Below are 25,125 nucleotides of genomic sequence, written 5' to 3' on the forward strand. Positions count from 1 at the left end.
ATCACCATTTCGTTACGGTGCCCGTTACGGTGCCCCCCCTACCGGGCCTGCTGTCCGGCAGACTGCATCGCCAAGACTCGACGGGATGGAGAACAAAGTCAGATGATTGTGGACAGGAGCCCTGTGCCGGAGAGAGCGACCAGCAGTCTCCCCGCTCAGGACCTTGCTCTGCATTACTCGGTGACTTTCAGTTCCCGGACGGGAACAAAAAAGGGACGCCTCCGCTTGGAGATACATCCCTTTTCACTGGTTGAAAGCTTGGCTGTCGACTAGAAGAAGGCCTCGAAGGTCAGATACACCTGATCGGCCGACTCGACCGGATCAAGTCCCATCATCTGCAGCATCATCCGGTCGCCGGCATTGCCGAGATCATACGGCGCCATATTCCAGTCGCCGGAGCCGGAATAATCGTACTCGTAATGTTGATAGCCAAGGCGGATGAAGGCCTTGCCGTAGCGGGAAATCGCTTCTCCGGCAGGGATATCGTAAATGGTATAGACTTCAAACACCTGGCCGCGAGTGGCCAGTTTCGACTGATAGATGTCGTCATGCCCCGGGGTCAGGGCCAGCCAGTATTCGGAACCGTAATTGTATTCGGCGCCCACCTTCAGGCGGAGGTCATCGATATCATAGCGCAGGCCGGCATAGAAGGCATAGCCGTTGTTCTCGTCTGTCTCCGGACCGCTGAGACCGGCAGCCATCGCCGCGTAATCGTTGAACATGCCGTTCTCATTCGGTCGGCTCTGCGACCAACCACCGGCGACGAAATAGTTCCAATTGCCGGTGCTGGCCTGGTAGACCAGATCGGTATGCAGGATATTACCCAGCGTCTTCCGCGCGCCCAAACCGGACATATCGCCAAAATTCGCATTGATGATCGGATCCTGGAAATTGGGGTAATTGAAGACGTTGAAAGCCATGAACGACTGAACATTGAGCAGTCGGTCGCCACTGTCGAAGACATCCCAGTTGAAACCGGCGAAATCGACATCGTTGATCACGCTGTCTTCCTGGAGTCCGTCTTCAAAACCACGACCGTAGCAGAAACGAATCTTGCCGATACCGAGGCTCTCGTTACCCCACTGGTAACCATACCCGAGCACGAATCCGTCAAACGGCCAATCCATGAAGGCAACCGGCGTTGCCAGCCGCTCATCGACACCCATTCTGATCTGCGCCGGGACCCCATCGGTGGTCGGCCTGCGACCAACGGAAATCCAGACGGGAGCACCGCCGACGTTGTTCCAGTTGACGTAGGCACGATCGACATAGAGCGCACTGTCACCGACCGGAGACCTGCTGACATTGCCGTCAAACACCGGCCAGATAGCGCCGGATTCGTCACTGAACGCCGACTGCATCCCCCAGGTCTTATACATGGCCAGTCGGCCCTTGAATTCGACATTCTCCGTTGCCAGAACCTGCAGATTCAGACGAAAGCGATTGGTGAAAAGCGAGTCATTCTCGAGGGTCCTACCAAAGACCGTCTCGGCATTATAGAAATCGTAGCGAGAGCGGAAGTCGCCACTGAACTTGAAACGTGCCGCCAAATCCCACTCATAGGCCCGATATTCCATATCATCAACTACATCGGAGAGTTCGGCCACCTGCTCCGATGTCGCCTGACCGGTCTCCGCCTGACGGCTGATCTGCACCTTGAGTTCTTCGAGCTGCTTGCTGAGTTCCAGGATTTTCCGCTCCAGATCCTCGACATCAACCTCACCGCCGGCCAGAGCGGCGACCGGCAACGACATGACGCCGGCCAGCGCCAGAACCGAAAGTTTCTTCTTCATCTCTCATCCCTCCTCGAAAATGAGTTTTCTGTCCGCGCATTCCCCGCCTCTGTAGGAAAAAGGACGCGCACCTGCATCGACAAAGAAAAGCGTTTAAAAAAATAATTATATTCTTTAATATTTTCTTTGTATCGTAGGACTACCACGTTGTCAAGATTTAGATAGTACCTCCATGACAAGAAGCGCACAGAACAAGTAAAATCGGTCTATCAGGACTGGTGGGTTCTGCCAGAAAAAGCGTCCACCGGCCGGACCGACCGCAGCGGCACTTCAGAGAAAATCAACGGGCTAAAGGGTCCTTGAAAAATTCGGGATTTAGTTCAAGATCGAGACGCACATGAACATTTCACCACAGGCATATATATGATATTCAGACGATAATAATTGATTGCGCAACGATGAGGTTGGGCGAAATGACATTTATCCACGGTTCCTTTAAAATGGTGCACGATTTTATCTCTGACAGGGCGAGACGAAACCGTTACACTGAAAAAAATTCGCCTGAGCTATTCTTGCGCCAATGATAGTGATCAATCGACCGGAAGAACGACCCATATGAAGAAGTATATCATCCTGACAGCCTTCGGTGCCAGTGAGTCGGCGCAAAAAACCTATCACTTTCTCGGCGCGCATTTTTCCAGCCGTTTCCCCGATGCCCGACTGCTCTGGTCAATCTCGGCGCCGTCCGGCGCTCGGCCGACATCCGGGCGCGCCACCGGACAGGATGACGAACTGGCAAAGGTACTTGCCGACCTGCCCGCCGACGTTCAAACCCGTTGCATCGTTCAGTCACTGCACCTCACCCCCGGCCTCGAATTCCACCGCTCGGTCAGAGCCGTACAGGCGCACCGAACCGGCACGGCCATCGGCATGCCGCTGCTCAGCAGTCAGGAAGACTTCCATCGACTCGTCGATCTGCTGTCGCCCCTGTTACCGAATTCCTCCGACCGAGGGGTGTTGCTGATCGGTCATGGTACGACCCACCCCAGTTGGACCACCCTGCCAGTCCTGGAACACTTGCTGCGAGGTTCCACCCGATCACAGGTTTTTCTGGCGGTATTGCAGCATTTTCCCGATTCCAGCATGGTTATCGACCGGATGGCCGCCTCGGGCGTCAGGCATTGGCTGGTCATCCCGCTGCTGCTGTCGACCGGTATACATTTTTGGCGGGACATTGCCGGTCCGGGCCCGCATTCCTGGTCGAGCAGGCTGCAACAACACGGCCTCTCCCCTGTTTTTCACGAGGAAGGGCTGGGAACCTTGCCGGGCATTGCCGAGATGTTCGGTGACCATATTCAGACTGCTTTTGATCGCACCATCGACCAGACGTGATCTTCCCACAATCCCCGCCGCTGAAAACGATACTCGCTCCCCGATCGGGAATCACTATGGAGGCGGGAAAACCGTGACACGATCACCCCTGACAGACCGTTTTCCACACTATCGGGGAGCTTGAAAAATTAGTAATTTCGCTCAAGATCGAGGCGCGCAAGAAAATTTTACCACAGGCATATACACGATATCCCGAGGATAAAATTTGATTGCGCAACGATGAGATTGAGCGAAATGACATTTTTTCAGGGTTCCCTATCCTTTTTCGAGGCTGTCATCTCAGGTTGCTTGACGATAGAGACAATCGGCCTATAGTGAGCATATACACATGGTCCAACAATTACCGCCTCCCGCCATCTCCCTGTGTCCGGTGCCGGTCGCGGTCGTTTTATCGAAAACTGGAATCTTTACCGACAACTACGCAATGACAGGAGACACCCCGTGAAACGAGAAGCGATCACCACATCTGCGGCGCCCGGCGCCATCGGCCCCTATTCACAAGCCATCACAACCGGATCACTGCTTTTTATTTCCGGACAACTGCCGATCGACCCGCAGACCGGCTCCATCATCGACGGCGATATCGCTGCAAAAACCAGGCAGATCATGACCAACATCAAAAACATCGTCGAGGCGGGCGGCGGCAGCATTGACGACCTGGTCAAAACCACCATTTTCCTGACCGACCTCGGCTCCTTCCAGGACGTCAACCAAGCCTACGGCGCCTTCTTTTCCGCAGACCCGCCGGCTCGGTCAACAATCCAGGTAGCTGCACTGCCGCTTGGCTCGCCGGTGGAAATCGAGGCAGTTGCGGTTATCCGTTAATACACACTCGACCAGCCCGATTGGAGATCAGCGTAATGCCGTTTACCGTCAAGGATATCCTGCAACTAGAAGTCATGCCGGCACTCGGCTGCACTGAACCGGTCGCTGTCGCCCTTGGAGCAGCCGCGGCGGCATCACTGCTGCCGGGCCGCACAATCGATCGCATTGACGTTCGGGTCGATGCCAACATCTACAAAAACGGTACCGCCGTCATCATTCCGGGGACGGGCGGCATGAACGGACTCGACGTCGCGGCGGCCGTCGGCGCCTGCGGTGGTGATCCAGCCCGCGGCCTGGAAGTCCTCGAGTCCGTTGATAACGATACTCTTGCCAGCGCCCGGCTCCTGCTTGACCAGCAAAAAGTGGGCGTCGAGTTATTCGCTGAAAGCGGCCTGCACATTCTAACCGTTATCACCAGCGGAACAGATCGAGCGGTATCGGAAATCAGGGAATTGCACAACCAGATCGTCACCTTGTCGCTCAACGACGTTGCCCTGATCGACTCACCGCTGCTTAGCCCCGTTGCCCGTAGTGGCAGCGCATCGGCGCTGGCTCTGATGGAAAAATGGTTGATGGGGTTGAGCCTGGTTGAGATTTATGAGATGATCGATCACCTCGATGAAGACGATCTGAAATTTCTGAGAAAGGGTGTGGACTTTAACGTCCGACTCGCCGAACACGGACTCAAATACGGCGGTGGACTTGGCATCGGCAAAGCTATCGAACGGTTGCTCAGACAAAAACTGCTGGTCCGGGATATGGCCTCGTCGGCCCGGATTCTAACCTCAGCGGCAGCGGATGCCCGGATGAGCGGGGTCAACCTGCCGGCCATGAGCTCGGCCGGCAGCGGTAATCACGGCCTGACCGCCATCTTGCCGATCTGGGCCATCAAGGACTTTGTCGATCATGATGAAGAAACGGTATTACGGGCCATCGGCCTCAGTCATATTATCACCGCTTACGTCAAGGCCCACACCGGTCGTTTGTCGGCAGTCTGCGGCTGCTCGGTAGCCGCCGGCGCCGGTGCAACCGCCGGCATTACCTACCTGGTCGGAGGCAATATCGACCATATGGCCGGCGCGATCAAGAATATCATGGAGGATCTGGCAGGCGTCATTTGTGACGGCGCCAAGGCCGGCTGCGCACTGAAACTTAATACCGCTGCCGGTGCCGCCGTGCAGGCGGCTCTTTTTTCTTTGCAGGGCATCAACGTCAAGGATACCGACGGCATCATCGGCTCCTCTCTTGAACAGACAGTGAGAAACCTTGGAGCCCTGAGCCATGAAGGAATGGCCGCCGCCGATCGGACCATCCTGACAATCATGCGCGCTAAAACACCACCCGGCAGAACAAAATAATCTCGACACCGCTCATTACTTCCCACCTGAACTATCTGCGCCACTGGCCCTCCGATCTCGGGCGCGGCACATCTGCAAAGAGCAGTCAATCCACCTGAAATTGGTTGGTAATTGCGCCAAAGTATGGTTTTCTGGTGCGGAAACGGTCAGATGCCCGATCTCCGCGGTTTTTCTCCACCATCACAAGAGCGATAGCGGGCCTGCCGATTCCGTAACGTGCCAGACTCATGACCGGACTCGCCCCGTTTTTCCGGCGCCATCGTCAAAATCGATTTTTTCTGTGAACCATTTTCTCCACGACGGGAACCTATGGACAGAACTATCGAGTCTAACCGCGAACAGCAGCTGATAACTGCTGTCGCACAAGGAGATCGCGTCGCGTTTCGTCAACTCTACGATGCGACCTATGGCAAGGTTGGCCGCTACATCAGATGCCTGGTCAACGACGATCTCCTCACCGAAGATATCCTTGTCCAGACCTATGCCGTGGTCTGGCAGACTGCCGGCCGTTTCCGAGGAGCCAGCCGGCTGACGACGTGGATTATCGGCATCGCCCGCAATATCGCTTTCAAGGAGTTTCGCGGCAAACACGATGAAGAACCATTTGACGAATCATATAAAGGCGCGGACCACACCAGTCACCTCCGGCCTGAACAGAGGGATCGAAACCAAATCATGAAACAGGCGCTGACAACAATATCAGCAAAACACCGGGAAATTCTTGAGCTGGTTTTCTATCAGGACCTGACGTATCCGGAGATTGCCGAGTTCCTCGGCATCCCCGTTAATACTGTAAAAACGCGTGTTTTCCACGCCAAGAAAACGTTCAAGAGCGCACTCCTGCAACGAGGAATTTCCGCCGATGATCTCTGAACCTATCTCATTTTTCGACTTGATTCCCGATTACGTCCAAGGGCATCTCGCCCCTGACATCGCCGCCGCATTTGCCGAGCGGTTGACCGTCGATGAGGAACTCCGCTGGGAACTCGATGAATTCCTGGCGCTCAGGAGCCTTTATCGCCAGACAGAGGTTGCGCAGCACCCGCCCTCGGAAGAAGTTTTCCAGAGAATCGAATCAACAATCAACGCTGCGGATACAACCGTGATCGCCCGACACCACTCATCACGGCCATCGTCTTCCGCGCCCTTGACTCATTTGCAGGAGTGCTGGGCACGATTTAAGGCCTCCTTCAGCCTTCCCTGGGGGCTAGCCATCGTCCAGACCTGCCTGATCGTCGTTCTCCTCCTCCCCGGTCAACCCGACAATTCCTATCAAACCCTCAGTGGCGGAACCGATGTCGCCATCGAAGCCAACGGTTCCCGCTTCAATATCGTTTTTTCCGAATCAGCCTTCGAAGCTGACACCAGAGCACTGCTGCTCGATAGCTCTGCCACGATCGTCACCGGTCCGTCCGCCGACGGTAGATATGTCATCGTTCTTCCCGACGATGACAATCTGCAGGAACGAGTCGCCAGGCTGCGCCGAAACGAGGCGGTCCGCTTCCTTGAACCGGTAATGGATTAATACTCAAATGAACCAAATAACTGTTTTCGGACATTTTGTTAATGGCAAGAGGGCAATTTCGTGCTAGGCTGCAGCACGCATCGTATCATTGCTTTCCCAATCAGAGGATTATCTTTGGCACCGTGCCGCGTTTTCCGTCGCCGGCACCAGGTGCGGCTATCGCGCGTCACCAGTGTGCTCTGCCCGATCGCCGGAGATCCTGGAAAACCCATTGTGGAGATTCCGGAAATGATGAACGTTCCTGCTCTTTCCCGCCGCCATCTGATCTGCTGCCTGACCGTCATATCATTCGCCCTTCCCGTTTCCGCCCAGCCTACGCAAGCGGAGGAAGCACGAATTGACCTGGTCTCCCCGTTTCCGGGAACCGTGGCTATCGCCAAGTCGCCGACTATCATATTTCGCAGTTCCCAACCGCTCCATGCGGAAGGCCGTCTCATTCTGCTCGACGGCAACGACGTAACCGCCATGGTAACGGAAGAAGACGTCGGATATCGTATCACCGCCCCCGGAATTTTGCCGGCCGGTGAGCATCAGCTGATTATTTTCGCCTACGACCTGGACGGGCAACCGGTCGAACAGGAGTTTGTCTTTGTCAGCCGGCACAGTGAGTCATTTGAAGAGATCGCCTCGGACAATCGCCTCTCCACCACCGTGAAAAGCGTTTTGCAGCGGAGCACCGACACCGACGCCGCGCTCGACACGGCTGCTCCGGCCGTTTCCTTTCCGTATAGCTCCTTCGATTCTTATCTTTCGAGCAACTCGACGATCAAGGAAGGCGGCTGGCAGTCCTCATTTCGCACCAATGTCCGCTATTATGATCAAAACGCCCCGCTCATTGAGCCGGAGAAAAAGGGGCTCGGACTGATCGATTTCTTGATGACCTCGGACTACACCGCAGATCAGTACCAGGCCCGGGTGGAAATCGGCGATACGACCATTGCCGAATCCAAAAACACCATCGATCTGTTGACCAGGCGCGGCGGCCAGACCCGCATTACCATCGGCAACCTGACCGTCAGCGGTTTCGGTGTGCTCGGCAGGGAAAACACGTACGAAATTGATGGCCTCGGCCTGGCCTTCAATTCGAACGATCACATTATGGGTGGTTCGGCCGGCATGGATTTTTTCGACCGACGACTCACCGTCAAGGCCGTCCATACCCGCGGCGGGGACGATGGCAATTATCTCGGCAGCTGGTCCGAGTCGCAACGGCGCAAAGGTGAAGCGACCGGTCTGATCATCGTTACCGATTTTTTTGAGCAGGCCTTGATCACCGATTTTGAAATCGACACCAGCAGTCTCACCCTCAACGACGACGAATCGGTTGAATTTACCGATACCGCCTACCGCTTCCTAGTCAGCGGCTATGGTGGTGCCAGCGACTATCAACTCGGCTACTCCTATACCGGCCCGCAATACGAGGTGATCGGCAATCAATCGATCATCAAGGATTGGGCCGGTTTTGACTTCAACGGTGGCACCACCCTGACTGATCACACCGTGAGACTGCTGCTCAACTACTCATGGGACAACGTTGAAGACGCCCCAATCTATGCTCGTCTTTACTCTTTCACCGGCGGACTCGACTATCGTTATTCGGCCTGGCAGCGGTTTCCGCTCGGCCTGACGATCGAGCACAATCAACAACGCTCGACCGATGAACCGGATGGCGCTCAGCCGACATCGCTGGACACCGACACGCTGACCGGCAGCATCGGCTTTATCGATGGCCCCTGGGCCATCGAACTACGCTCGGGCTATTCGCTGCAAGACGACTCATCTCCTACCGACCGTGACACCCGCCTGATCTCGTTTTCCGTCGACCCGTCGTACACGTCGATCTTTTTTTCCATCCTGCCGTCCTGGACACTGAACAGTTCCGAGGATCTCACGTCCTCAGTCCGCACCGACACCAACACTGTCACCCTCGATATCTACGCCACCCTTTTCGAGGACCGGGTTATCTGCGAGGTAGGCGGTACCCACGATTGGACATCGGCAGACGACGACAGTATCGATATGAGCAACACCGCCCTTTACGGACGTCTCAACTACCGGATCGAACGACTCTGGCACCTGGAAGATACCACCATCGCCATTGAATACGCCTATAACCGCCAGGAAGACACTATCTACGACTCGAGCTTCTCCGAAGGCATCCTGTCCCTGGTTCTCTCTTCCGCAGTCCCGTTCTCGTTCTAAGGAGGCCCGCCATGGAACCTCACAAAAAAACACGCCACCCGCTCCGAGCCGTTATCCTTATTCTGTGTCTCGGCTGGGCTACCGGGGCATCCGCCATTACCATGCAGGTAACCCCAACCACGGCGACGATCGGGGAGACGGTGACGGTGACCGTCACCGGACAGTTCACTCCAAACGTAACGCCACCGACCTACGGCTCACTCAATATCACCTTTGGTGACGATTCGCCCCAGCAGACCAGAGGCCCACTAAACCCCACGGGTCCGACTACTTACAACTTCACGGCAACACACGTCTACACCACAAGCGGCACCTATACCATTACCGGCTGGGCCGTTATAGGGGACAACGCGGTCACCCCGCCGCTCCGGGTCAGCCAAACCATTACCATCACCGACACCGTCGACAGCGCCCTGCCCCGCGGCGAAGTCGGTATCGAGTATGACCACCGCTTGCAATCACTCTCCGGTGCCCGAAACCGCTATCGGGTAACCGGTGGACGCCTGCCGCCCGGCCTGAAGCTCGCGCAGGATGGCCAGATAACCGGGGTCCCGACACAGAAAGGCACCTTCACGTTCACCCTGCAGATCCTTACCGCTCAGGGCATATCGGCGACACAGCAACTGGCCATCACCGTCGATCCGGGCCGGCTGCTCATCGAGACGGCCCCGGAGATGCTCAACCTCACCGTGGGCGGCGGTGCACCGCAGCGGGTCACCTTCACGGTGGTCCAGCCGACGGTACCACTTCCGGAAACCATCCGTTCGACCCGTGGCGAGTTCGTCCTGGCCGGCAGGGTGATTGGAACGTACAATGCACCGCTGACCGTCAACCTCAACTCATCCCGTCCGTCCGCTTCCGAGAGTGTTACCATACCACAGAGCGTTCTCCAGGCAGCCCAGAACGCCGGCACCAATAGAATCATGTACCGCAGAACCTTCTCGGCACAAAATCTCAGGTCCGGCGTCGGCGAAACCCGGGTCAATCTGCGTACCGCCGCCGCCGGCGAATTGCGCATCACCGGGATGCGCGTCTTCTTCGAGCAGAACAACCGACCGATGATCCTGGTCGAGCGCAACGAGCGCAGTCTGACCGGTGTCGTCGAGATCCGGTACAACGGTTCCGGTCCCTTCCAGGGATACTGGAAAGTCGATGAACGGATCATTCAACGGGTACAGCAGAATCTTTTTTACGGCACGGTGCTGACCCTGAAAACACCGACCGCACCGCCTCTGCCAACCTATTCGGAAGGCGCTCACCGGCTGCAGTTTATCATTACCGAACCGGCAGTCGCTGCCCAGCGCATAGACTTCCCGGAGGCCATCTATCACGTCGAGGCAAAGAAAGCGGCATTCGTCGTGCCCATCACCGTGACGGCGCCGGAAGACCGCGCGGTTTTGAGCATGAACTCCACCCTTTTCAGCTGGCATGACAACGGCCGAATCGAGACCTACCAGCTTGATTTTTTTCATGAAGATAAAACAGAGCCGTTTTTCTCGGCATACACGAAAAGCGGTGAGTACCAGTTGACTGACCGGGTCATCGAACTCAAATTTGCCCCGGCGACCGCTTATCGCTGGCAGGTCAGAGGATTCAACAGCAACGGCGAGCTGGCGGCGGAAAGCCGGGTGCTGTCGTTCACCCTTGCACCCGAAGCCGCCTTTGTTCCGGGACAGGTCATTTTTCTCGTCGATGACAGCACCGGCGGACGCGATCTGATCGACGCGATCACCGTCAAGTACCCATTACTCATTGTAGAACAGACCACTCTCGCATCGATCAAGCGAATCATGGTGACCTGCTCGACCGATGACGACGTGGCGCTGCTGGTTGAGCAGTTGCGACAGGAAGACGGACTGAGGCTGGCCCAGCCCAATTTCATCTATCAGACGATGAGCGAACCGGATCCGCTCCGCTCGATGCAGTCGATTCACCGACTCGTCGATCTCACGCCGATACAGCATCAAACCGGCGGGGAACCGGTAGGCGTGGCGATCATCGATACCGGGGTCGATCTTCAGCACCAGGACTTTGCCGGCAGAATCCGCAGTTCACACAATATGATCACCTCCTCTCCCTACCGGGGAGAGGTCCACGGCACCGCCGTCGCCGGCATCATTGCCGCCGCTCGCAATGACTTCGGTATCGTCGGTATCGCTCCGGAGGCAGAACTGATCGTACTGCGGGCCTGCGAGCAACGCTCTGCAAACAGCGCGACAGGAACCTGCCATTCAACAGCCATCGCCGCAGCTCTCGATACCGCGATCGATGAAGCGGCGGACATCGTCAATCTCAGTCTCGGCGCGCCACAGCCGGATGAACTGGTAAGCAGTCTGATCGGCGCCGCAAGTCGGGCGGGCCTGCGCCTGATTGCCCCTGCCGGCAACGATCCGCGTGCCCTCACCGTCTCTTTTCCGGCCAGCCACCCCGACGTGATCGCCGTGGCCGGGTTTGATGAGGCAGACAACCCTCTGCCCAACCGAACCGTGGCCGAACAGGCCGATGCCATCGCTCCGGCCACAGGAATTTTCACCACGATACCAGGTGGCCGGCACAATTTTCTCGGTGGAACGTCTTTTTCGGCAGCAACCATCTCAGGGCTTCTGGCACTGTCTTGCCAATTGCACCCGGCCGACACCACTCCCCCCTTTCCCCACTTCGACGAAACGACCGGTTGGCAACAGCAGGTAACGGCCTTCCTTCGGCTACCCTAGAGTCTCACCCCGGCAGGCACTTCCTTGTTTGTTATCTCCGGCTACCGCATACACCACTCATAGGCGTTGCGGAACATCTGCAGCCACGGACTGACCGGCAGACGGCGCATCTCTTCAGGCAGCCAGTGCGCCTGCCAGGGCAGAAAGACCCGTTCGGGATGCGGCATGATGGCGAGGTGACGGCCATCCGGAGAACAGAGCCCGGCCAGTCCCGCCGGCGAGCCGTTCGGGTTGAACGGGTAGCGCTCCGTCGGCCGACCGTCGTCATCAACATAGACGAGCGGAGTGAGATTCTGATCGACAAGTGTTGCCTGCAGATCGGGATCGGGGAAGATTAGCCGTCCCTCGCCGTGATCGACATGGATACCGAACACGAGATCTGCCATGCCCTTGAACATCAGGGCCGGGCTGTCATTGACCCGAACGGTCGTCCAGCGTGACTCGAAACGGCCGGAGAGATTACGCACAAACCGCGGCTGACGCTCCGGTTCAATACCGAGCCAGGGCACCCACCCGATCAGGCCGAACAGCTGGCAGCCATTGCAGACGCCGAAAGTAAAGGTATCAGGACGCTCGTAGAAGGCATCGAACTGCTGCTTGAGCCGGTCGTTGAATAAGATGGTAGCCGCCCACCCCTTGGCCGACTCCGGTACATCGGCATAGGAGAACCCGCCTACCGCGGCCAGCCCGCGAAACCCGTCGAGGCTGATCCGACCGGCAAGCAGATCGGTCATGCAGACATCCCACGGCTCGAATCCGGCCAAGTAGAAGGCGGAACTCATCTCACGGTCGGAATTCGAGCCTTCGTCGCGCAGGATCGCCACCCGCGGTTTGTCCGTCCGTTTGAACACTTCGGGCGGCGCCGGCTCCGGCGTGAAACTGAGGTGATACTTCGGTGCCGGGCGGCGATAGATGGCTTCTTTTTCCTGATCCGCACAGGCCGGATTCATCTGCAGCCGCTCGAGCTGATAACTGGTCTCCTCCCACCATTGCCGCAGCTCTTCCATCGCCTCGCCCAACACCTGCTCGCCGTTATAACGAACGGTAATCCGGGATTCCGCCGTACTGCGACCGATGCGGTAGACCGGCACGTCGACCAGGCCGAGCAGGGTAGTGATCTGCTCGACGTGATCGTCGACGCATTCGACCACGTAACCGAGTTCCTCGGCAAACAGGGCGGCAACGGCATCGGATGAACCGCCGAGTTCCAGATCCAGACCGCAGTTGCCGCTGAAGGCCATCTCCAGCACGGTGGCAATCAAACCACCGTCGGAGCGATCGTGACCGGCGCTGACCAGCTGCCGGGTAATCAATTCCTGGATGGCCAGAAAAGCGCGACGTAGTAGCTCCGGGTCATCGAGATCGGCAGCTTGGTCACCGATCTGCCCGTGCACCTGGGCCAGTGCCGACCCGCCGAGACGATGCTGCCCGCCGGACAGGTCGATGAGCAGCAGCGACGACCCGGGTCGTTTCAGATCTGGAGTGATTTTCCGGCGAATATCGGGCACTGCGGCGTAAAGAGAGATCACCAACTGGCGCGGCGATTTGACCGTTTCGCCATCGACCATGGTGGCCATGGACAGACTGTCCTTGCCGCCGTCGACGGCCACGCCGAGTTTGATCATCACGTTCCGCATGGCCTCTACCGCGTCCCTGAGCGCCGCCCCTTCGCCGTTTAATTTCGGAGCCCACATCCAGTTTGCCGAGCATTTGACCTGCTCGAGGTCCTCGATGACCACCGCCGCCAAATTGGTCAGCGCCTCACCGACCGCCAGACGTGCTCCGGCAGCCGGATCGACGAGCATTTTGATCGACTGTTCACCGATGGCCGTGGCAATGCCGGTCACCCCGAAGTGACTCTGCGCCACTACCGCAGCATCGGCAACGGTGAGCTGCAGCGGGCCGCAGCATTGCTGTTGGGCCACCAGGCCGGTCACCGCGCGATCAACCTTGTTGGTCAGAAACCGTTTCGACCCGACCGAGAGCAGCCGCAGCACGTTGAATAACGCATCACGAACAGACAGGTCAGTCGGCAGGACAAGCGGCCGGAGATCCGGGCTGAGCCGGCTGTCAGTGAAGGTCTTTTGCGGGATGCTGCCGAGCAGTGCATCGAGCTTGATATCCACCGGCGTCGTGTCGTTGAGCGCGTCATGGACCACGAAACGAAGATCGCCGGTCACCTCGCCGAGCACCTCGCACCCGACTTTCTCCCGCGTGCAGATCGCCTGAAATTGCTCGATGGCCTCCGGTCTGATCAACAATCCGGCCCGTTCCTGATACTCGGCCACATAAATCTCCAGAACCGACATGGTCGGGTCGCCGACCCTGATATTACGGATCTCGATGCGACCGCCGGACTGTTCCACCAGCTCTTTCAGCACATTGGCCGGGCCGCCGGCCCCCTGGTCGTGGATCACCTCGATCAAGCTCTTGCCGCCCATCTCGTTGCAGGCCCGGATCACCCGGTTCATCTTCTGCTCCATCTCGGCATCGCCGCGCTGTACGGCATCGAAATCGAGTTCAGAAACGTTTTCGCCCTGTAACATGCTCGACGCGGCACCGCCGCCAAAGCCAACCCGGTAGGCCGGACCACCGATCTGCACGATGAGCATACCCTGCTCCGGCAGTTTCTTGTCGGTCAGACGGGCATCGATCTGGCCGATCCCGCCGGTGAACATGATCGGCTTGAGGAAGGCCCACCGCTCGCCGCTTTCCAGGCGCAGGTCGAATGAACGGGTAAATCCCTGGATGACCGGCTCCCCGAACTTGTTGCCGTAATCGGAAGCGCCGTTGCTCGCCTCGATCTCGATGGCCAGCGGCGTCGCCAGATTGCCGGGCTGAGTCTTTTCCCGCTCCCAGGACAGGGGGTAACCGGGGATATGCAGATTGCCGACACAATAGGCGGCGGTACCGGCGATCACGAAAGCGCCGCGGCCGGTCCCCTGCACGTCACGGATACGGCCGCCGGTGCCGGTCTCAGCGCCGGGAAAAGGGGCGACTCCGGTCGGAAAATTGTGGGTTTCAGCGGTCAGCAACGGATGATAGCAGCTCTTCATCTTGACCAGGGGCGAAGATGTGCCGGGCTCGGCGGGAGCGATCGTTTCGATGTCGTAGCCCTGGAGCGCGCTCGAATTGTCCTTGAAGGCGATGACCGACCCTTCCGGGTGGGCCTTCAACGTGTCGGCCACCAAATCCATCAGCGTTCCCGGCTGCTCCTGCCCGTCGATCACCTGACGCCCCCGGAAAAAACCGTGCCGGGAGTGTTCGGAGTTGGCGTTGTTGAGATCCATGATCTCGACAATGGTCGGATTGCGCCCGTGTTTGTTGACAAAGTAGTCGTAGTAGAGGTTGCGGTCCCATTCATCCATGGAAATGCCGGGGATCCCAAGCAGACCATCCGGCCCGTTGCTTTTCAGATCCACTTCGTAGACCGGCTCCGGCTCGATCCCGGTTTCAAAACTGCTGAGCGGCTCGAGATAGCGACATTCGGTCATCCGATCATGGTGGGCGGCGACAAAGGCCTCTAAATCTTCCTCCTCCGGCACAAGATACCGACGAGAACGCTCCACCCGGCTGACCACGTCGAGTCCGGTGGCCTGACAGATGGAGACCATGTTCGACGACCAGGCCGTCGCGAAATTGAGTCGCGGGCCAACCTCGATCACCCGCTCCCCGTGCAGGCGTGGAGCATCGCCGACCGTCTCCGCCAGGAAACCGTCGGCAACGATCAGCCGCAGACAATCGAGCTCGCCCGCCGTCAACGGGCGCGACGACTCGATGTTGAAACAATATTCGGTTGCCTCGTCGACCAGACGAAACAGATGCTGTATACGTGACTCCATTGATCGTCCTCTTGCTTTGAAGATAACGTGAAGATAGAAGGGGAACTTGAAAAACCGGAAGGCAAACGCCACCGGTTCAGGCCAGGGATACCCTCTCGTAACCTGCGGCAAGACTAGCATTAATCGGGAAAAATGTCCGCAGAAATCACCTCCGAACGCCCCGGCCGGTAAACACGGGATCCTGTTGCTACAGAACGCTGCTCAGCACTGTTCAGGGGGCCGGATACAACGCCGGCGGTGAGAGATACGCACAGTCAGAAAGCCGTCCGAGCAATGCCGAAAAACGGGAAACCGCCGCTTCAAGCAACACCGGGAACGATCCGTTTGCGGCTGATCCGTCTAGTCGAGGCAATGAGGGCAGCGGACACTTTGATAACCGGCGGCGTTGCCCTGCGGGGCCAGCACAATCTGCCAGACCTGAATGTACCGAGCCCGAAAACCGCCGGCAATCGAGAGCAGGTAATAACGCCACATCCGATAAAAAGGTTCGCCATACTTTTGCCCGAGCCTCTCCCAATTTTTCTCAAAATTATTGTACCAGGAAAGGACCGTCTTTTCGTAGTCGACCCCGAGATTTTGCCAGTCTTCCATGATGAACCTGGATTCGATGGCCCTGCCGATCTGCCTAATCGATGGCAGCATACCGTTGGGGAAGATATATTTGTCAAACCAGGGGTCGCAGGTATGGACGCTCTTGTTGGAACCGATGGTGTGGAGCAGGAACAATCCTCCGGGCCGCAGTGATCGTTCGGCCACATCCATGAACGTGCGATAATTCTTATACCCGACATGCTCGAACATCCCCACGGAAGCAATCGCATCAAACGTTCCGTCAAGATCGCGATAATCCTGGAGCCGGATGTCAACCGGCAACCCCTCGCATCGCTTGCGGGCAAATTGCGCCTGCTCCTCGGACACGGTCAAACCGACTGCTTCGACGCCATAATGACGTGCCGCATAGAGGACCAGGCTGCCCCACCCGCAGCCGATATCGAGCAATCGCATACCGGGCTGCAGGTTGAGCTTGCGACAGATCAGATCGAGCTTCGCCTCCTGGGCCTGATCGAGCGTTTCCGCATTGCGCCAGTAGCCGCAACTATAGGTCATGTGATCGTCGAGCATCAGCTCGAACAGATCGTTGCCCGCATCGTAATGACGCTCACCGATCTGAAAGGCCCGTCGCCTGCTTTGCCGGTTGAGCAGCAAGGCCCGGGCTTTGGCAAACAGTTCAGGGATTTTCCGGCAACAACTGCGATCAAGCCCCTGCTGCAACAACCGGAAAAAAAACTGGTTCAAGGCCTGGCACTCCCACCACCCGCGCATGTAGGATTCGCCGAGAGCCAGGGATCCCCCGGCGAATACCGTTTCGAAGAAACGCGGATCGCACACCGTGACGTCCCAAGGACGTTCACCGTTAATGGCAATATCCGCCTGCTGCAACATTCTGCCTAGATAGCTCTCGGCCACATTACGGAATATCTTTCTCATAATCGCCTCGTCTTCGTGACAGGTTGTCTCATCAGCGGGAACTGCAGCCGAAAAAAATGCACGGAACGGGGAGCTTTCCCGCTTTCTGGTCTACAGGGCAAGAAATCCGAAGAGATCAACAGGAACGGACGACCATGATACCGGGCGCGGTCATGCCGGAGGACACTTCAAGAGGAGGTGCAGACGAAGGAAAATTCAGCGTTTGCCACGAAATTCCGCCGCACCGGCTCGACCGCAACGAGGCCACCGGCACACACAGGCCAGCACGTGGAGACACCCGTTCCGGCCCTGAAAATCGTTTTGCTGTATATCCTAAGACTATCCTATTTTCCCTTCTGAAACAAATCATTTCAAACACAGCTGCCGGAACCGTCCGGAAATCGGGCACCGTCAGCTTGCGATCCATCACTCACGTGTTATGATTGCATGGTCGTGTAACTATTCTGCTTCTTGCTGCGAGGCCTCCTATGACAGACACCTCCGATCAACATAGCCCGGCCGCCGTCAAGGTGATCGACACCCATTACATCCGTCCGCAGCTGGCCGCCAGTCATCTGCTAATCGAACAGGGCGAGGCACTGTTCGTCGATACCGGACCGGCCCGCGCGATCGATTATCTGCTCGCCGGGCTGGCTGAAGAGCGCCTGACACCAGCCGATGTCCGCTTCATCATTCTGACCCATATCCACCTCGACCATGCAGGCGGCGCCGGTGAGTTGATGCGCCGCTGCCCTCGCGCCACCCTGCTGGTTCATCCACGGGGGGCACCACACATGATCGACCCGGAAAAGCTGATCAGTGCCTCGATCGATATCTACGGAGCGGACCTGTTCGACAAACTCTACGGCACCATAACCGCCATCGACAAAGACCGGGTGATTGCCGTCGAAGACGAGTACGTCCTGCCGTTTCACAGCCGTACCCTGCATTTCTTCGACACCCCCGGTCATGCCCGCCACCACCTGAGCATCTGGGACAAGACCGGCAACGGTATCTTTACCGGTGATACCCTCGGGCTGGCCCTGCCTGAACTGCAGCTGCCGGGTAAACCACCGTTTCTTATTCCGACCACCAGCCCGGCGGCCTTTGATCCCGACGCACTGGAACACTCCATCAAACGGTTGATGTCGCTTCGACCGGCTCTCTTCTACCTGACCCATTTCGGGCCGGTGATGGCCGATCCGCGCTCCGTCGCCCGACTGATCGAGCTGATCCGCCGGCACGCGTCTTTGGCCAAGCAACCAGAGCAGCCCGAACCGGAACAGCTGACAGCGCCACTGCGGGATCTGCTCATGACCGCGTACCTGGACTATTGCCTGGAATATGACGGAAAGCCGGTACCACCGGACCGGTTTGACCAGCTCCTGGCCGGGGATATCGAACTCAACGCCCAGGGCATCGCCATCTGGTGCGCCCGGCAGCAGAAAGCGACACGCACCTGATCCATGGCCACCTCCGGCCGCACAACCGCCTCCGCTTCGCTCAGGGGATGACGGCGGTGCCATTGACAACGGCATGTCCTTTGACAAAGACGTGATCCGCACCGGCAACGGAAAACAAACATCCCGCTGCCGTCTCCTGGATGGCGACGCGGACCTCATCAACCGACAACGGAATTTCCTTGAGAAAAATCAAGCTGATTTCAGTGACTCGTGCCCGTTGCCCGAAATGTCGAACCACTGCCGTTTGCAGGTACTGCAAGATCACCGCATTGTTGACATGTCCGTTGATATCGTAATCGGAAACACGGGTAGCGACCAAGAGCAGGTAATCGGCACGTTCGACATCGGCAAAGCGCAGCGCTTCGCAGTCACCCTCTCCGGCTCGATCATCAATCAGGCCGTAAAGTTTCTCAAAAGAGTCGGGAACCCGAACCGGTCTGCCGGTGCGCACATCAAGATAAATCCACAGCGACGAGGCGGCGACAATCCGACGCCCCCGCAGGCTCACCTCAAATTCGCGAAACCCTTTGAAACGCTTGATACCCCGCGACCAGGTGGAGAGTGTTACCCGGTCGTCCAGGTGCGGTAATTCCGTAATCTGCACGACGGCGCGGCTGAGAACCCAGGTGTGCCCCGATTCGAGAAACGTGTTGAGCGAAAGGCCGACACGCTGGGTATGCAGCACGGCCATTTCCTGGAAAAAATTGAACAAGCCGTCGAGACGAAGCCTTCGATCCGTTGCCACGTCCCCGACCTGAATGGTTTGCTCGAAGTCTATTTTCATCGGTCAGACAATCGCCGTCGTTGTGCCGGCAGAGGCAGTCGGTTTCATATAACCCCCATGACGGAACGTCACAACGAACGATGAAAATCGACGCCGTGGTCCGAAGATCCGGTTAGTGAAAGTTGGCGGGGGACAGGTTAAAACCAGTCCCGCCGATTTTCGTATAAAATCCTGACAAATCGGGAGAAACTATCAGACATGGGCGGAGTAATGGTGGCGATCAACCCATTCTCGATAGGTCGCGACAATGTTCTTGTAATCCTCCCATGTTTCCCGTTTGAGCGCCGGATTGCGAAGCAAGGCGGCCGGGTGATAAACGGGCATCGCCGGACGATCGCAGACCTTTAGCCATGTTCCCCTGACCCGGGTTATACGATAGTTCGGGCCGGCCATGGTGCGAAGCGCCGTGGCGCCGAGCAGGATGAGCATTTTCGGATCAATCAACTCGATCTGTCGAATCAGCCACGGTAGGCAAACTTCGGTCTCTTGCCTGGTCGGAGTCCGGTTATCGGGTGGACGACACTTGACGATATTGCTGATGAATATATGCTGCTGGCGGGTGAAACCGCAGGCATCACAGATCTTGTCGAACAACTGTCCGGACCGTCCGACAAACGGGCGCCCCTCTCTATCCTCGTCTCTGCCCGGCGCTTCGCCGATCACCATGATCGGCGCCTGCTCGTTGCCTTCGCCGAAGATAACGTGCTGCCGGGTTCGGGTCAGGCCGCATTGTCTGCAACGCAGTATCTCTTTCCTCAGTTCATCCAGCTGGATCGTGTGAGATGATGACATCATCTGCCTCGCGCGACCCGGCAAGGACGCCTAGAACTCGACTCCTTCCCGGGCTGCGTGTCCCTCGTTATAGTAATGCTTGATTTCCCGCATCTCGGTGACCAGATCCGCCGCTGCAATAAGCTCTGGCGGGGCGTAACGTCCGGTAACGACAGCCTCGGTCCGATGATGGCGCGCCCGGAGAGCAGAAAGCAATTCATCAACACTGAACAATCGGAAGTGCGTGGCGATACAGGCCTCGTCGAGAACCACCAACCCATAGCTACCCGATCTGAGGATGTCGGCGACATCCGCCAGGCCATGGCGAGCAGCAACGAAATCCTCCTGCTCCGGCGTTTTTACGATAAAACAACCGCGACCATACTGCTTTACCGTGATGGTCGGCAGCCATCGTTCAACGGCCCTGATCTCGGAATAGCTCTTTCCCTTCACAAACTGGGCAAAGAAGACCTCCTGACCTGCTCCGGCAGCCCGTAGTGCCAGACCAAAAGCTGCCGTTGTCTTGCCCTTGCCATTTCCGGTGTAAACTTGCAGCATGATTGTACTCTTACCTTTGATTCCCTATAAGCCGGATATCTCCTGGTCTTTGGGCCAACTCACCCGCCAGCCAAGGGTCAGACGTGTCTCTTCGCCCGCTGCCAGCGGTATCTGCCAGCGCAGCAGCCCCTTGACGTCATCGACATCCCGCTCATAGCCCTGCGTTGTCTCTTCCTTCAGAATTTCGACCTCGATATCATCATGCCGGGGTACCGGGGTTGTTTCCAGGACAATAATATCGACCGGTGCCGGACCCTGGTTCATGATCACGGTGGCAACCTGTCGTTCCCGCTGATTGTCGCGTGACAGCAAGGCCGGATCGCTGTGCAGGTCTTTCAGGGTAGTGCGCGTAACGGCTATCCGATCATCGACCCCAAAGCCGATGTTCTGGATCTGACCGGGCCGCAGCATCGGCAGTTCGAGTTGGCCCACATAGGCGTCGTCACGAAACAGACTGGCCTTACCCGGCAATAAGACCGCCTCTCCCGCCAGCTTCGCGTGACTGACGACAAAGGCCTCATTGCTGATCTGCGGTTTTATCTGGATCTGCAGCAAATTATCGGTTGAGAAGCTGCCGCACATCAACTTGCTTTCGGTACCACCGGAGGCAACACTGACTTGTCCGGGGATTGTATATTCGGTTACATAGCCGTCAGTTTGCATCTCCGGGCCGATGAACTCGGCTTCTTCCAGCCTGGCGGCTCCTGGTGCGGAGAGCGCATCGGCCGTCATTTCCAAGCTCTTTCGCGGGGCTGCCATCTGGGCCGTTCCTGCGGTGACCGGTCGTTCGCTCCTGCCGGGCTTGTACAAATCAACCCAACGTGGCTGCAACTCGGGCAGACTGGTACCTCGGTGCGGCTGCGCAGTCGATAACACCAACCGGATTTTGTGCCAATCTTCTCCGGATTTTTGTCGCACGACACCGTATTGAATCAATGACAACTCTGCGGTTTTCGTATCGAGTCTGGCATCATACACCGGCCGCCAGGACACACCTGGAAGCTGATAGCGAAGCTGCACTGTCAAACGAGTCGGTTCATCGGCACTCAGAGGTACCTGCACCAAGTATGCAGTGCGTTGTCCGGTTTGCAGGTGCGCCAGTTCCGTCTCCAGTGACGTTATCCTGCGGTCAAGCTCCCGGATAGCGATCTGATGCACCAGATCCGCCTTCAGTATGGTCTGCATGGAACGACCAATGGCGTCCGCGGCCCGGCTCCAATCCTCGGGGGCAAGCCGCAGTTCTGCTATTTCCTCACTTATTCGCTGACCGGCTTGATCGCCAAGCCGCTCTAAAAATGTCTTTTTCGTGGACAACGCGTGCCGCTCCGCCTCAATCTCATCGCGTTGATCCTTAAGGCGTTCAATCCGGGCAACCAGCTCCTGCTCTTGCGGCACGACGAGTTCCGCCTGGGACTCAAGCCGGTGCATCAACGCCCCGAATGTGACTCTGGCTGCGGCTTGTCCTTCGATCCGCAAAGAATCGGTCAGCAGGTGGGCAGGCAACCCGCGAAACATCATGACACTTGAGCCGGCCGGCAGATCGACCACCGCCTCCCGGGTCACCGTTGCCCGATTCGGATAAATCGTCGCGGCAACGACGCTGCTTTCGACCTCAATTTCATCGGCCCGCGCCCCCACCATATCAGCGACAACAAAGAGAAAAGCCAGGAACACTCTTACCGTGGTGGCGTTCAAATAGTGCATACCCCTTCTCATTGGCAATGCGCTCCTCTCGCTCCGCCGATAATGCTGATCGGCTACGGTTGAAGATTACCAGACGCCGGGCCATTGCAGCCATACGCTTGATGAAAATGCAACGGTCGTGATCGTCCGCAACGATAGCGTGACGCATCATACTCTGCCATGAATATGGCGCTCCGCTCCGAGAAATACTGTGCGGGCTTGAAGCAACAAGACCAATGCTACTTGACCTGATTTTGCCCGTCAACGTAATATAGTACCGGTATACCAGGCAGACCCCGGGAAAGACTGCACGCCCGGATGTTGACAATACCCCGACACGGAAGTAGGTGTTTAGGAGATGCCGGGAATGTCAACATCCTTACCACTCACGAGCAGGAGGACCCTATGGAATATCTCACTATACCGCAGACGAATTTAAACGTAAGCCGCGTGGCTTTGGGCACCTGGGCCATCGGAGGATGGATGTGGGGCGGATCGGACGAGAAAGAATCAATCAAGACCATTCACACCGCCCTCGACAGGGGAGTGAACCTTGTCGATACGGCACCCGTTTACGGCTTTGGGCACTCCGAGGAAATCGTCGGTAAGGCCTTGGCCCAATATGGAAAACGTGACCAGGTTCTCATTTCCAGCAAGGTCGGCCTCGAGTGGAACGAGCAAGGGCGGGTGTGGCGTAATGCAACTCCGGAGCGGATCACCAAAGAAATCGATGACTCGCTCCGTCGACTCGGAGTCGATCGGATAGACATCTACTTTGTCCACTGGCCCGATCCGCTCGTTCCCTTCGAAAAAACAGCGGAGACGATGAACAAACTGCTCATACAGGGGAAAATAGGTGCCATCGGCGTCTCCAATTTTTCTCCGGAACAAATGGACGCTTTTCGCACGGAGTCACCGTTGCACCTCTGCCAGCCGCCCTACAATATCTTCGAGCAAGAGATCGACGATGAGATAAAACCGTATTGCCAGGCCAACAATATCGCGCTGATGACCTATGGCGCGCTGTGCCGCGGTCTTTTGAGCGGAACCATGCATAGCCGGCGTGAATTTCATGGCGACGATCTGCGCAAATACGATCCGAAATTCCAGCAACCACGTTTCGACGACTATCTTGCAGCCGTGGACAAGCTCAAGGAGCTTGCCGCCGAGAAAAGCAAAGATCTCCTGCCGCTGGCGGTTCGCTGGGTCCTCGATCAAGGTGTGGAAATCGCGCTCTGGGGCGGACGAAAACCGGCGCAGATGGATCCCCTGGACGAAATTTTCGGTTGGCGTCTTGACCAGGATGACCGGCAACGCGTACAACAGATTTTGACCGAGACGATCAAGGATCCGGTCGGCCCGGAGTTCATGGCGCCACCGACCCGTCGCAAAACATGATTCGCAAAACTCAGAGAAATACTGGCTGCACCACTTCCTTCAAACGAAAATCAGCACGTTGGAGGAGACTACCATGCTGGAACGGCAGATCATAGACCGAGCTATCGACAACGGCGCGCATCTGGCCGGTCTCGCCACCATGGCAGACCTGAGATCGTCGCCATCCCACCGTATCTTTCCCGAAATGGGCAGCCATACCGGCATTGACGGCAGGGTAGACGCCGCCACGCCTCGGGACCGGAACCCTCCCGTTTGTCTTGAGTCAGGCGGGAGCGTACTGGTAATCGCTTTGGCGCATCCCGAAGATCAGCCGGAGCTTGACTGGTGGGACGGTCGTGGCACCGCCGGTAACCGACAGCTCATAGAGATCCTGGAACGAACGCGGCAGCAGTTGGAAAGCGATTTTGACCTGCGCACCCGCCGGCTCCACTATTACGTCGAAAAAGGAGGTGTATTTCTCAAGGACGCCGCCGTCCTCGCCGGACTGGGATGCGTCGGTAAAAACAATCTGTTGGTTACTCCGGATTATGGTCCGCGGGTGCGGCTCAGGGCATTGTTTCTGGAACAGGAAGTGCGCCCGACCGGTCCACTCGCCTTCGACCCCTGCGCGACGTGTCCGGCTCCGTGCAGAACCGTTTGTCCCGAACATGCCCTGTCGGGAAATCAGGCCGTGTTTGCAGACATGGATTGCCCGGCTGACTTGCCGGCCCGGGACGGCGCCTATAGCCGGGCATCATGCACGAACCGAATGCTCCAAAATGATGCCGAAGGCGGTCCTGCAGACAATGGTGATGTGATTCCGGTCAAGTACTGCCGACAATGTGAGTTTGCTTGCCCGGTTGGGAAAATCGGATGATGCCGGGAAAATCGAGGTCACTTCACTCGGAACCGCTCTCGGTCTTGATGAACCGCTCGGTCTTGACGTCATGGCCGAGCCAGTCGGTGGTGGTCGTTTTGACGCTAATACTATATTAATGCAGTACGTTACATCGGATTTTTCAACTTTTAACCGAAACCCTACTGATGTTCATCATGGTTAAACGACATGTCATTCCCTGTAAAATTAGCTAAATTACGAAAAGAAAAGAAAATGGTCCGACACAACAAACGCTGGCAGACAAACTCGATATTCACGTTTCCCAATTAAAGCGCTACGAGGCTGGGACATCACAACCTACTCTTGATGTCTTACGCCGAATCGCTCTTTCCTTGCATGTCAGTGCAGATATGCTACTTTTCGGCGAAGAAGATCGAGGGCCAGATGATGACCTTCAACTTCATTTTGAGGCGATTTCAAAACTTGATCCGGACGAAAAGGAAACCGTCAAAGAATTACTGGAAGGCATGCTGCTTAAGCATGAAGCGAAAAAAGTTCGTTCTCTTCAAGAACAACCACTGAAAACCATATAA

The 25,125-nt window shown here is 57.2% G+C and carries 18 protein-coding genes; 11 read left to right on the forward strand and 7 right to left on the reverse strand.

The annotated features are described in order from the left end of the window. Window positions 1-269: 269 nt before the first annotated feature. On the reverse strand, window positions 270-1,793 hold the full coding sequence (locus BUC26_RS08760; RefSeq protein WP_073375244.1) for a DUF3373 domain-containing protein: 1,524 nt from the start codon (window positions 1,791-1,793) through the stop codon (window positions 270-272). A gap of 555 nt (window positions 1,794-2,348) precedes the next feature. Here BUC26_RS08760 and BUC26_RS08765 point away from each other — a divergent pair. From BUC26_RS08765 to BUC26_RS08795, 7 genes are all read left to right on the forward strand, one after another. Further along, the gene (locus BUC26_RS08765; RefSeq protein WP_073375245.1) at window positions 2,349-3,125 is read left to right on the forward strand and encodes a sirohydrochlorin cobaltochelatase; all 777 of its coding nucleotides are present in this window, start codon (window positions 2,349-2,351) and stop codon (window positions 3,123-3,125) included. A gap of 441 nt (window positions 3,126-3,566) precedes the next feature. Beyond that, window positions 3,567-3,950, forward strand: a complete 384-nt coding sequence (locus BUC26_RS08770) for a RidA family protein (protein WP_073375247.1) — start codon at window positions 3,567-3,569, stop codon at window positions 3,948-3,950. A 35-nt stretch (window positions 3,951-3,985) separates the two neighbouring features. Continuing rightward, a complete protein-coding gene (locus BUC26_RS08775) occupies window positions 3,986-5,308 on the forward strand; it encodes an L-cysteine desulfidase family protein (RefSeq protein WP_073375248.1) in 1,323 nt (440 codons plus the stop codon). Between the two features lie 309 nt (window positions 5,309-5,617). Further along, complete coding sequence (locus BUC26_RS08780; RefSeq protein WP_073375250.1) at window positions 5,618-6,181, forward strand: RNA polymerase sigma factor; 564 nt, start codon at window positions 5,618-5,620, stop codon at window positions 6,179-6,181. Then, window positions 6,171-6,833, forward strand: a complete 663-nt coding sequence (locus BUC26_RS08785) for a hypothetical protein (RefSeq protein WP_073375252.1) — start codon at window positions 6,171-6,173, stop codon at window positions 6,831-6,833. The genes BUC26_RS08780 and BUC26_RS08785 overlap by 11 nt, the downstream gene beginning before the upstream one ends. Window positions 6,834-7,061: 228 nt before the next feature. Then, a complete protein-coding gene (locus BUC26_RS08790; RefSeq protein WP_073375253.1) occupies window positions 7,062-9,035 on the forward strand; it encodes a hypothetical protein in 1,974 nt (657 codons plus the stop codon). An 11-nt stretch (window positions 9,036-9,046) separates the two neighbouring features. Then, the gene (locus tag BUC26_RS08795; RefSeq protein ID WP_073375255.1) at window positions 9,047-11,749 is read left to right on the forward strand and encodes a S8 family serine peptidase; all 2,703 of its coding nucleotides are present in this window, start codon (window positions 9,047-9,049) and stop codon (window positions 11,747-11,749) included. A 41-nt stretch (window positions 11,750-11,790) separates the two neighbouring features. Here the strand turns inward: BUC26_RS08795 and purL are convergent, their stop codons facing one another. Continuing rightward, complete coding sequence (gene purL / locus BUC26_RS08800; RefSeq protein ID WP_073375256.1) at window positions 11,791-15,591, reverse strand: phosphoribosylformylglycinamidine synthase; 3,801 nt, start codon at window positions 15,589-15,591, stop codon at window positions 11,791-11,793. A gap of 339 nt (window positions 15,592-15,930) precedes the next feature. Then, window positions 15,931-17,079 carry a cyclopropane fatty acyl phospholipid synthase gene (gene cfa / locus BUC26_RS08805; RefSeq protein ID WP_073375258.1) on the reverse strand — a complete coding sequence of 383 codons (1,149 nt, stop codon included), beginning with the start codon at window positions 17,077-17,079 and terminating at the stop codon, window positions 15,931-15,933. 467 nt (window positions 17,080-17,546) lie between these two features. On the opposite strand from cfa, the gene BUC26_RS08810 reads away from it, so the two are divergent. Beyond that, a complete protein-coding gene (locus BUC26_RS08810; protein ID WP_073375260.1) occupies window positions 17,547-18,521 on the forward strand; it encodes an MBL fold metallo-hydrolase in 975 nt (324 codons plus the stop codon). A gap of 40 nt (window positions 18,522-18,561) precedes the next feature. Here BUC26_RS08810 and BUC26_RS08815 read toward each other — a convergent pair whose 3' ends face one another. The 4 genes from BUC26_RS08815 to BUC26_RS08830 all read right to left on the reverse strand — a co-directional run bounded on the left by BUC26_RS08815 (window position 18,562) and on the right by BUC26_RS08830 (window position 22,338). Beyond that, window positions 18,562-19,305: an acyl-[acyl-carrier-protein] thioesterase gene (locus tag BUC26_RS08815; RefSeq protein ID WP_073375261.1), complete on the reverse strand. Its 744-nt coding sequence runs from the start codon at window positions 19,303-19,305 to the stop codon at window positions 18,562-18,564. 192 nt (window positions 19,306-19,497) lie between these two features. Beyond that, window positions 19,498-20,100 (reverse strand): uracil-DNA glycosylase, encoded by a 603-nt coding sequence (locus BUC26_RS08820; protein ID WP_073375263.1) that lies wholly within the window; start codon window positions 20,098-20,100, stop codon window positions 19,498-19,500. A 27-nt stretch (window positions 20,101-20,127) separates the two neighbouring features. Then, window positions 20,128-20,634: a cob(I)yrinic acid a,c-diamide adenosyltransferase gene (locus BUC26_RS08825; protein ID WP_073375264.1), complete on the reverse strand. Its 507-nt coding sequence runs from the start codon at window positions 20,632-20,634 to the stop codon at window positions 20,128-20,130. A gap of 24 nt (window positions 20,635-20,658) precedes the next feature. Beyond that, on the reverse strand, window positions 20,659-22,338 hold the full coding sequence (locus BUC26_RS08830; protein ID WP_073375266.1) for a mucoidy inhibitor MuiA family protein: 1,680 nt from the start codon (window positions 22,336-22,338) through the stop codon (window positions 20,659-20,661). A gap of 384 nt (window positions 22,339-22,722) precedes the next feature. Between BUC26_RS08830 and BUC26_RS08835 the strand changes: the two genes are divergently transcribed. The 3 genes from BUC26_RS08835 (at window position 22,723) to BUC26_RS24465 (ending at window position 25,125) form a co-directional block, all read left to right on the forward strand. Further along, window positions 22,723-23,715 (forward strand): aldo/keto reductase, encoded by a 993-nt coding sequence (locus BUC26_RS08835; protein ID WP_073375268.1) that lies wholly within the window; start codon window positions 22,723-22,725, stop codon window positions 23,713-23,715. Window positions 23,716-23,788: 73 nt separating this feature from the next. Next, a complete protein-coding gene (locus BUC26_RS23855) occupies window positions 23,789-24,571 on the forward strand; it encodes a hypothetical protein (RefSeq protein WP_073375269.1) in 783 nt (260 codons plus the stop codon). Between the two features lie 215 nt (window positions 24,572-24,786). After that, complete coding sequence (locus BUC26_RS24465) at window positions 24,787-25,125, forward strand: helix-turn-helix domain-containing protein (protein ID WP_208609751.1); 339 nt, start codon at window positions 24,787-24,789, stop codon at window positions 25,123-25,125.

The sequence above is a fragment of the Desulfofustis glycolicus DSM 9705 genome (assembly GCF_900130015.1).
Classification (GTDB): Bacteria; Desulfobacterota; Desulfobulbia; order Desulfobulbales; family Desulfocapsaceae; genus Desulfofustis; species Desulfofustis glycolicus.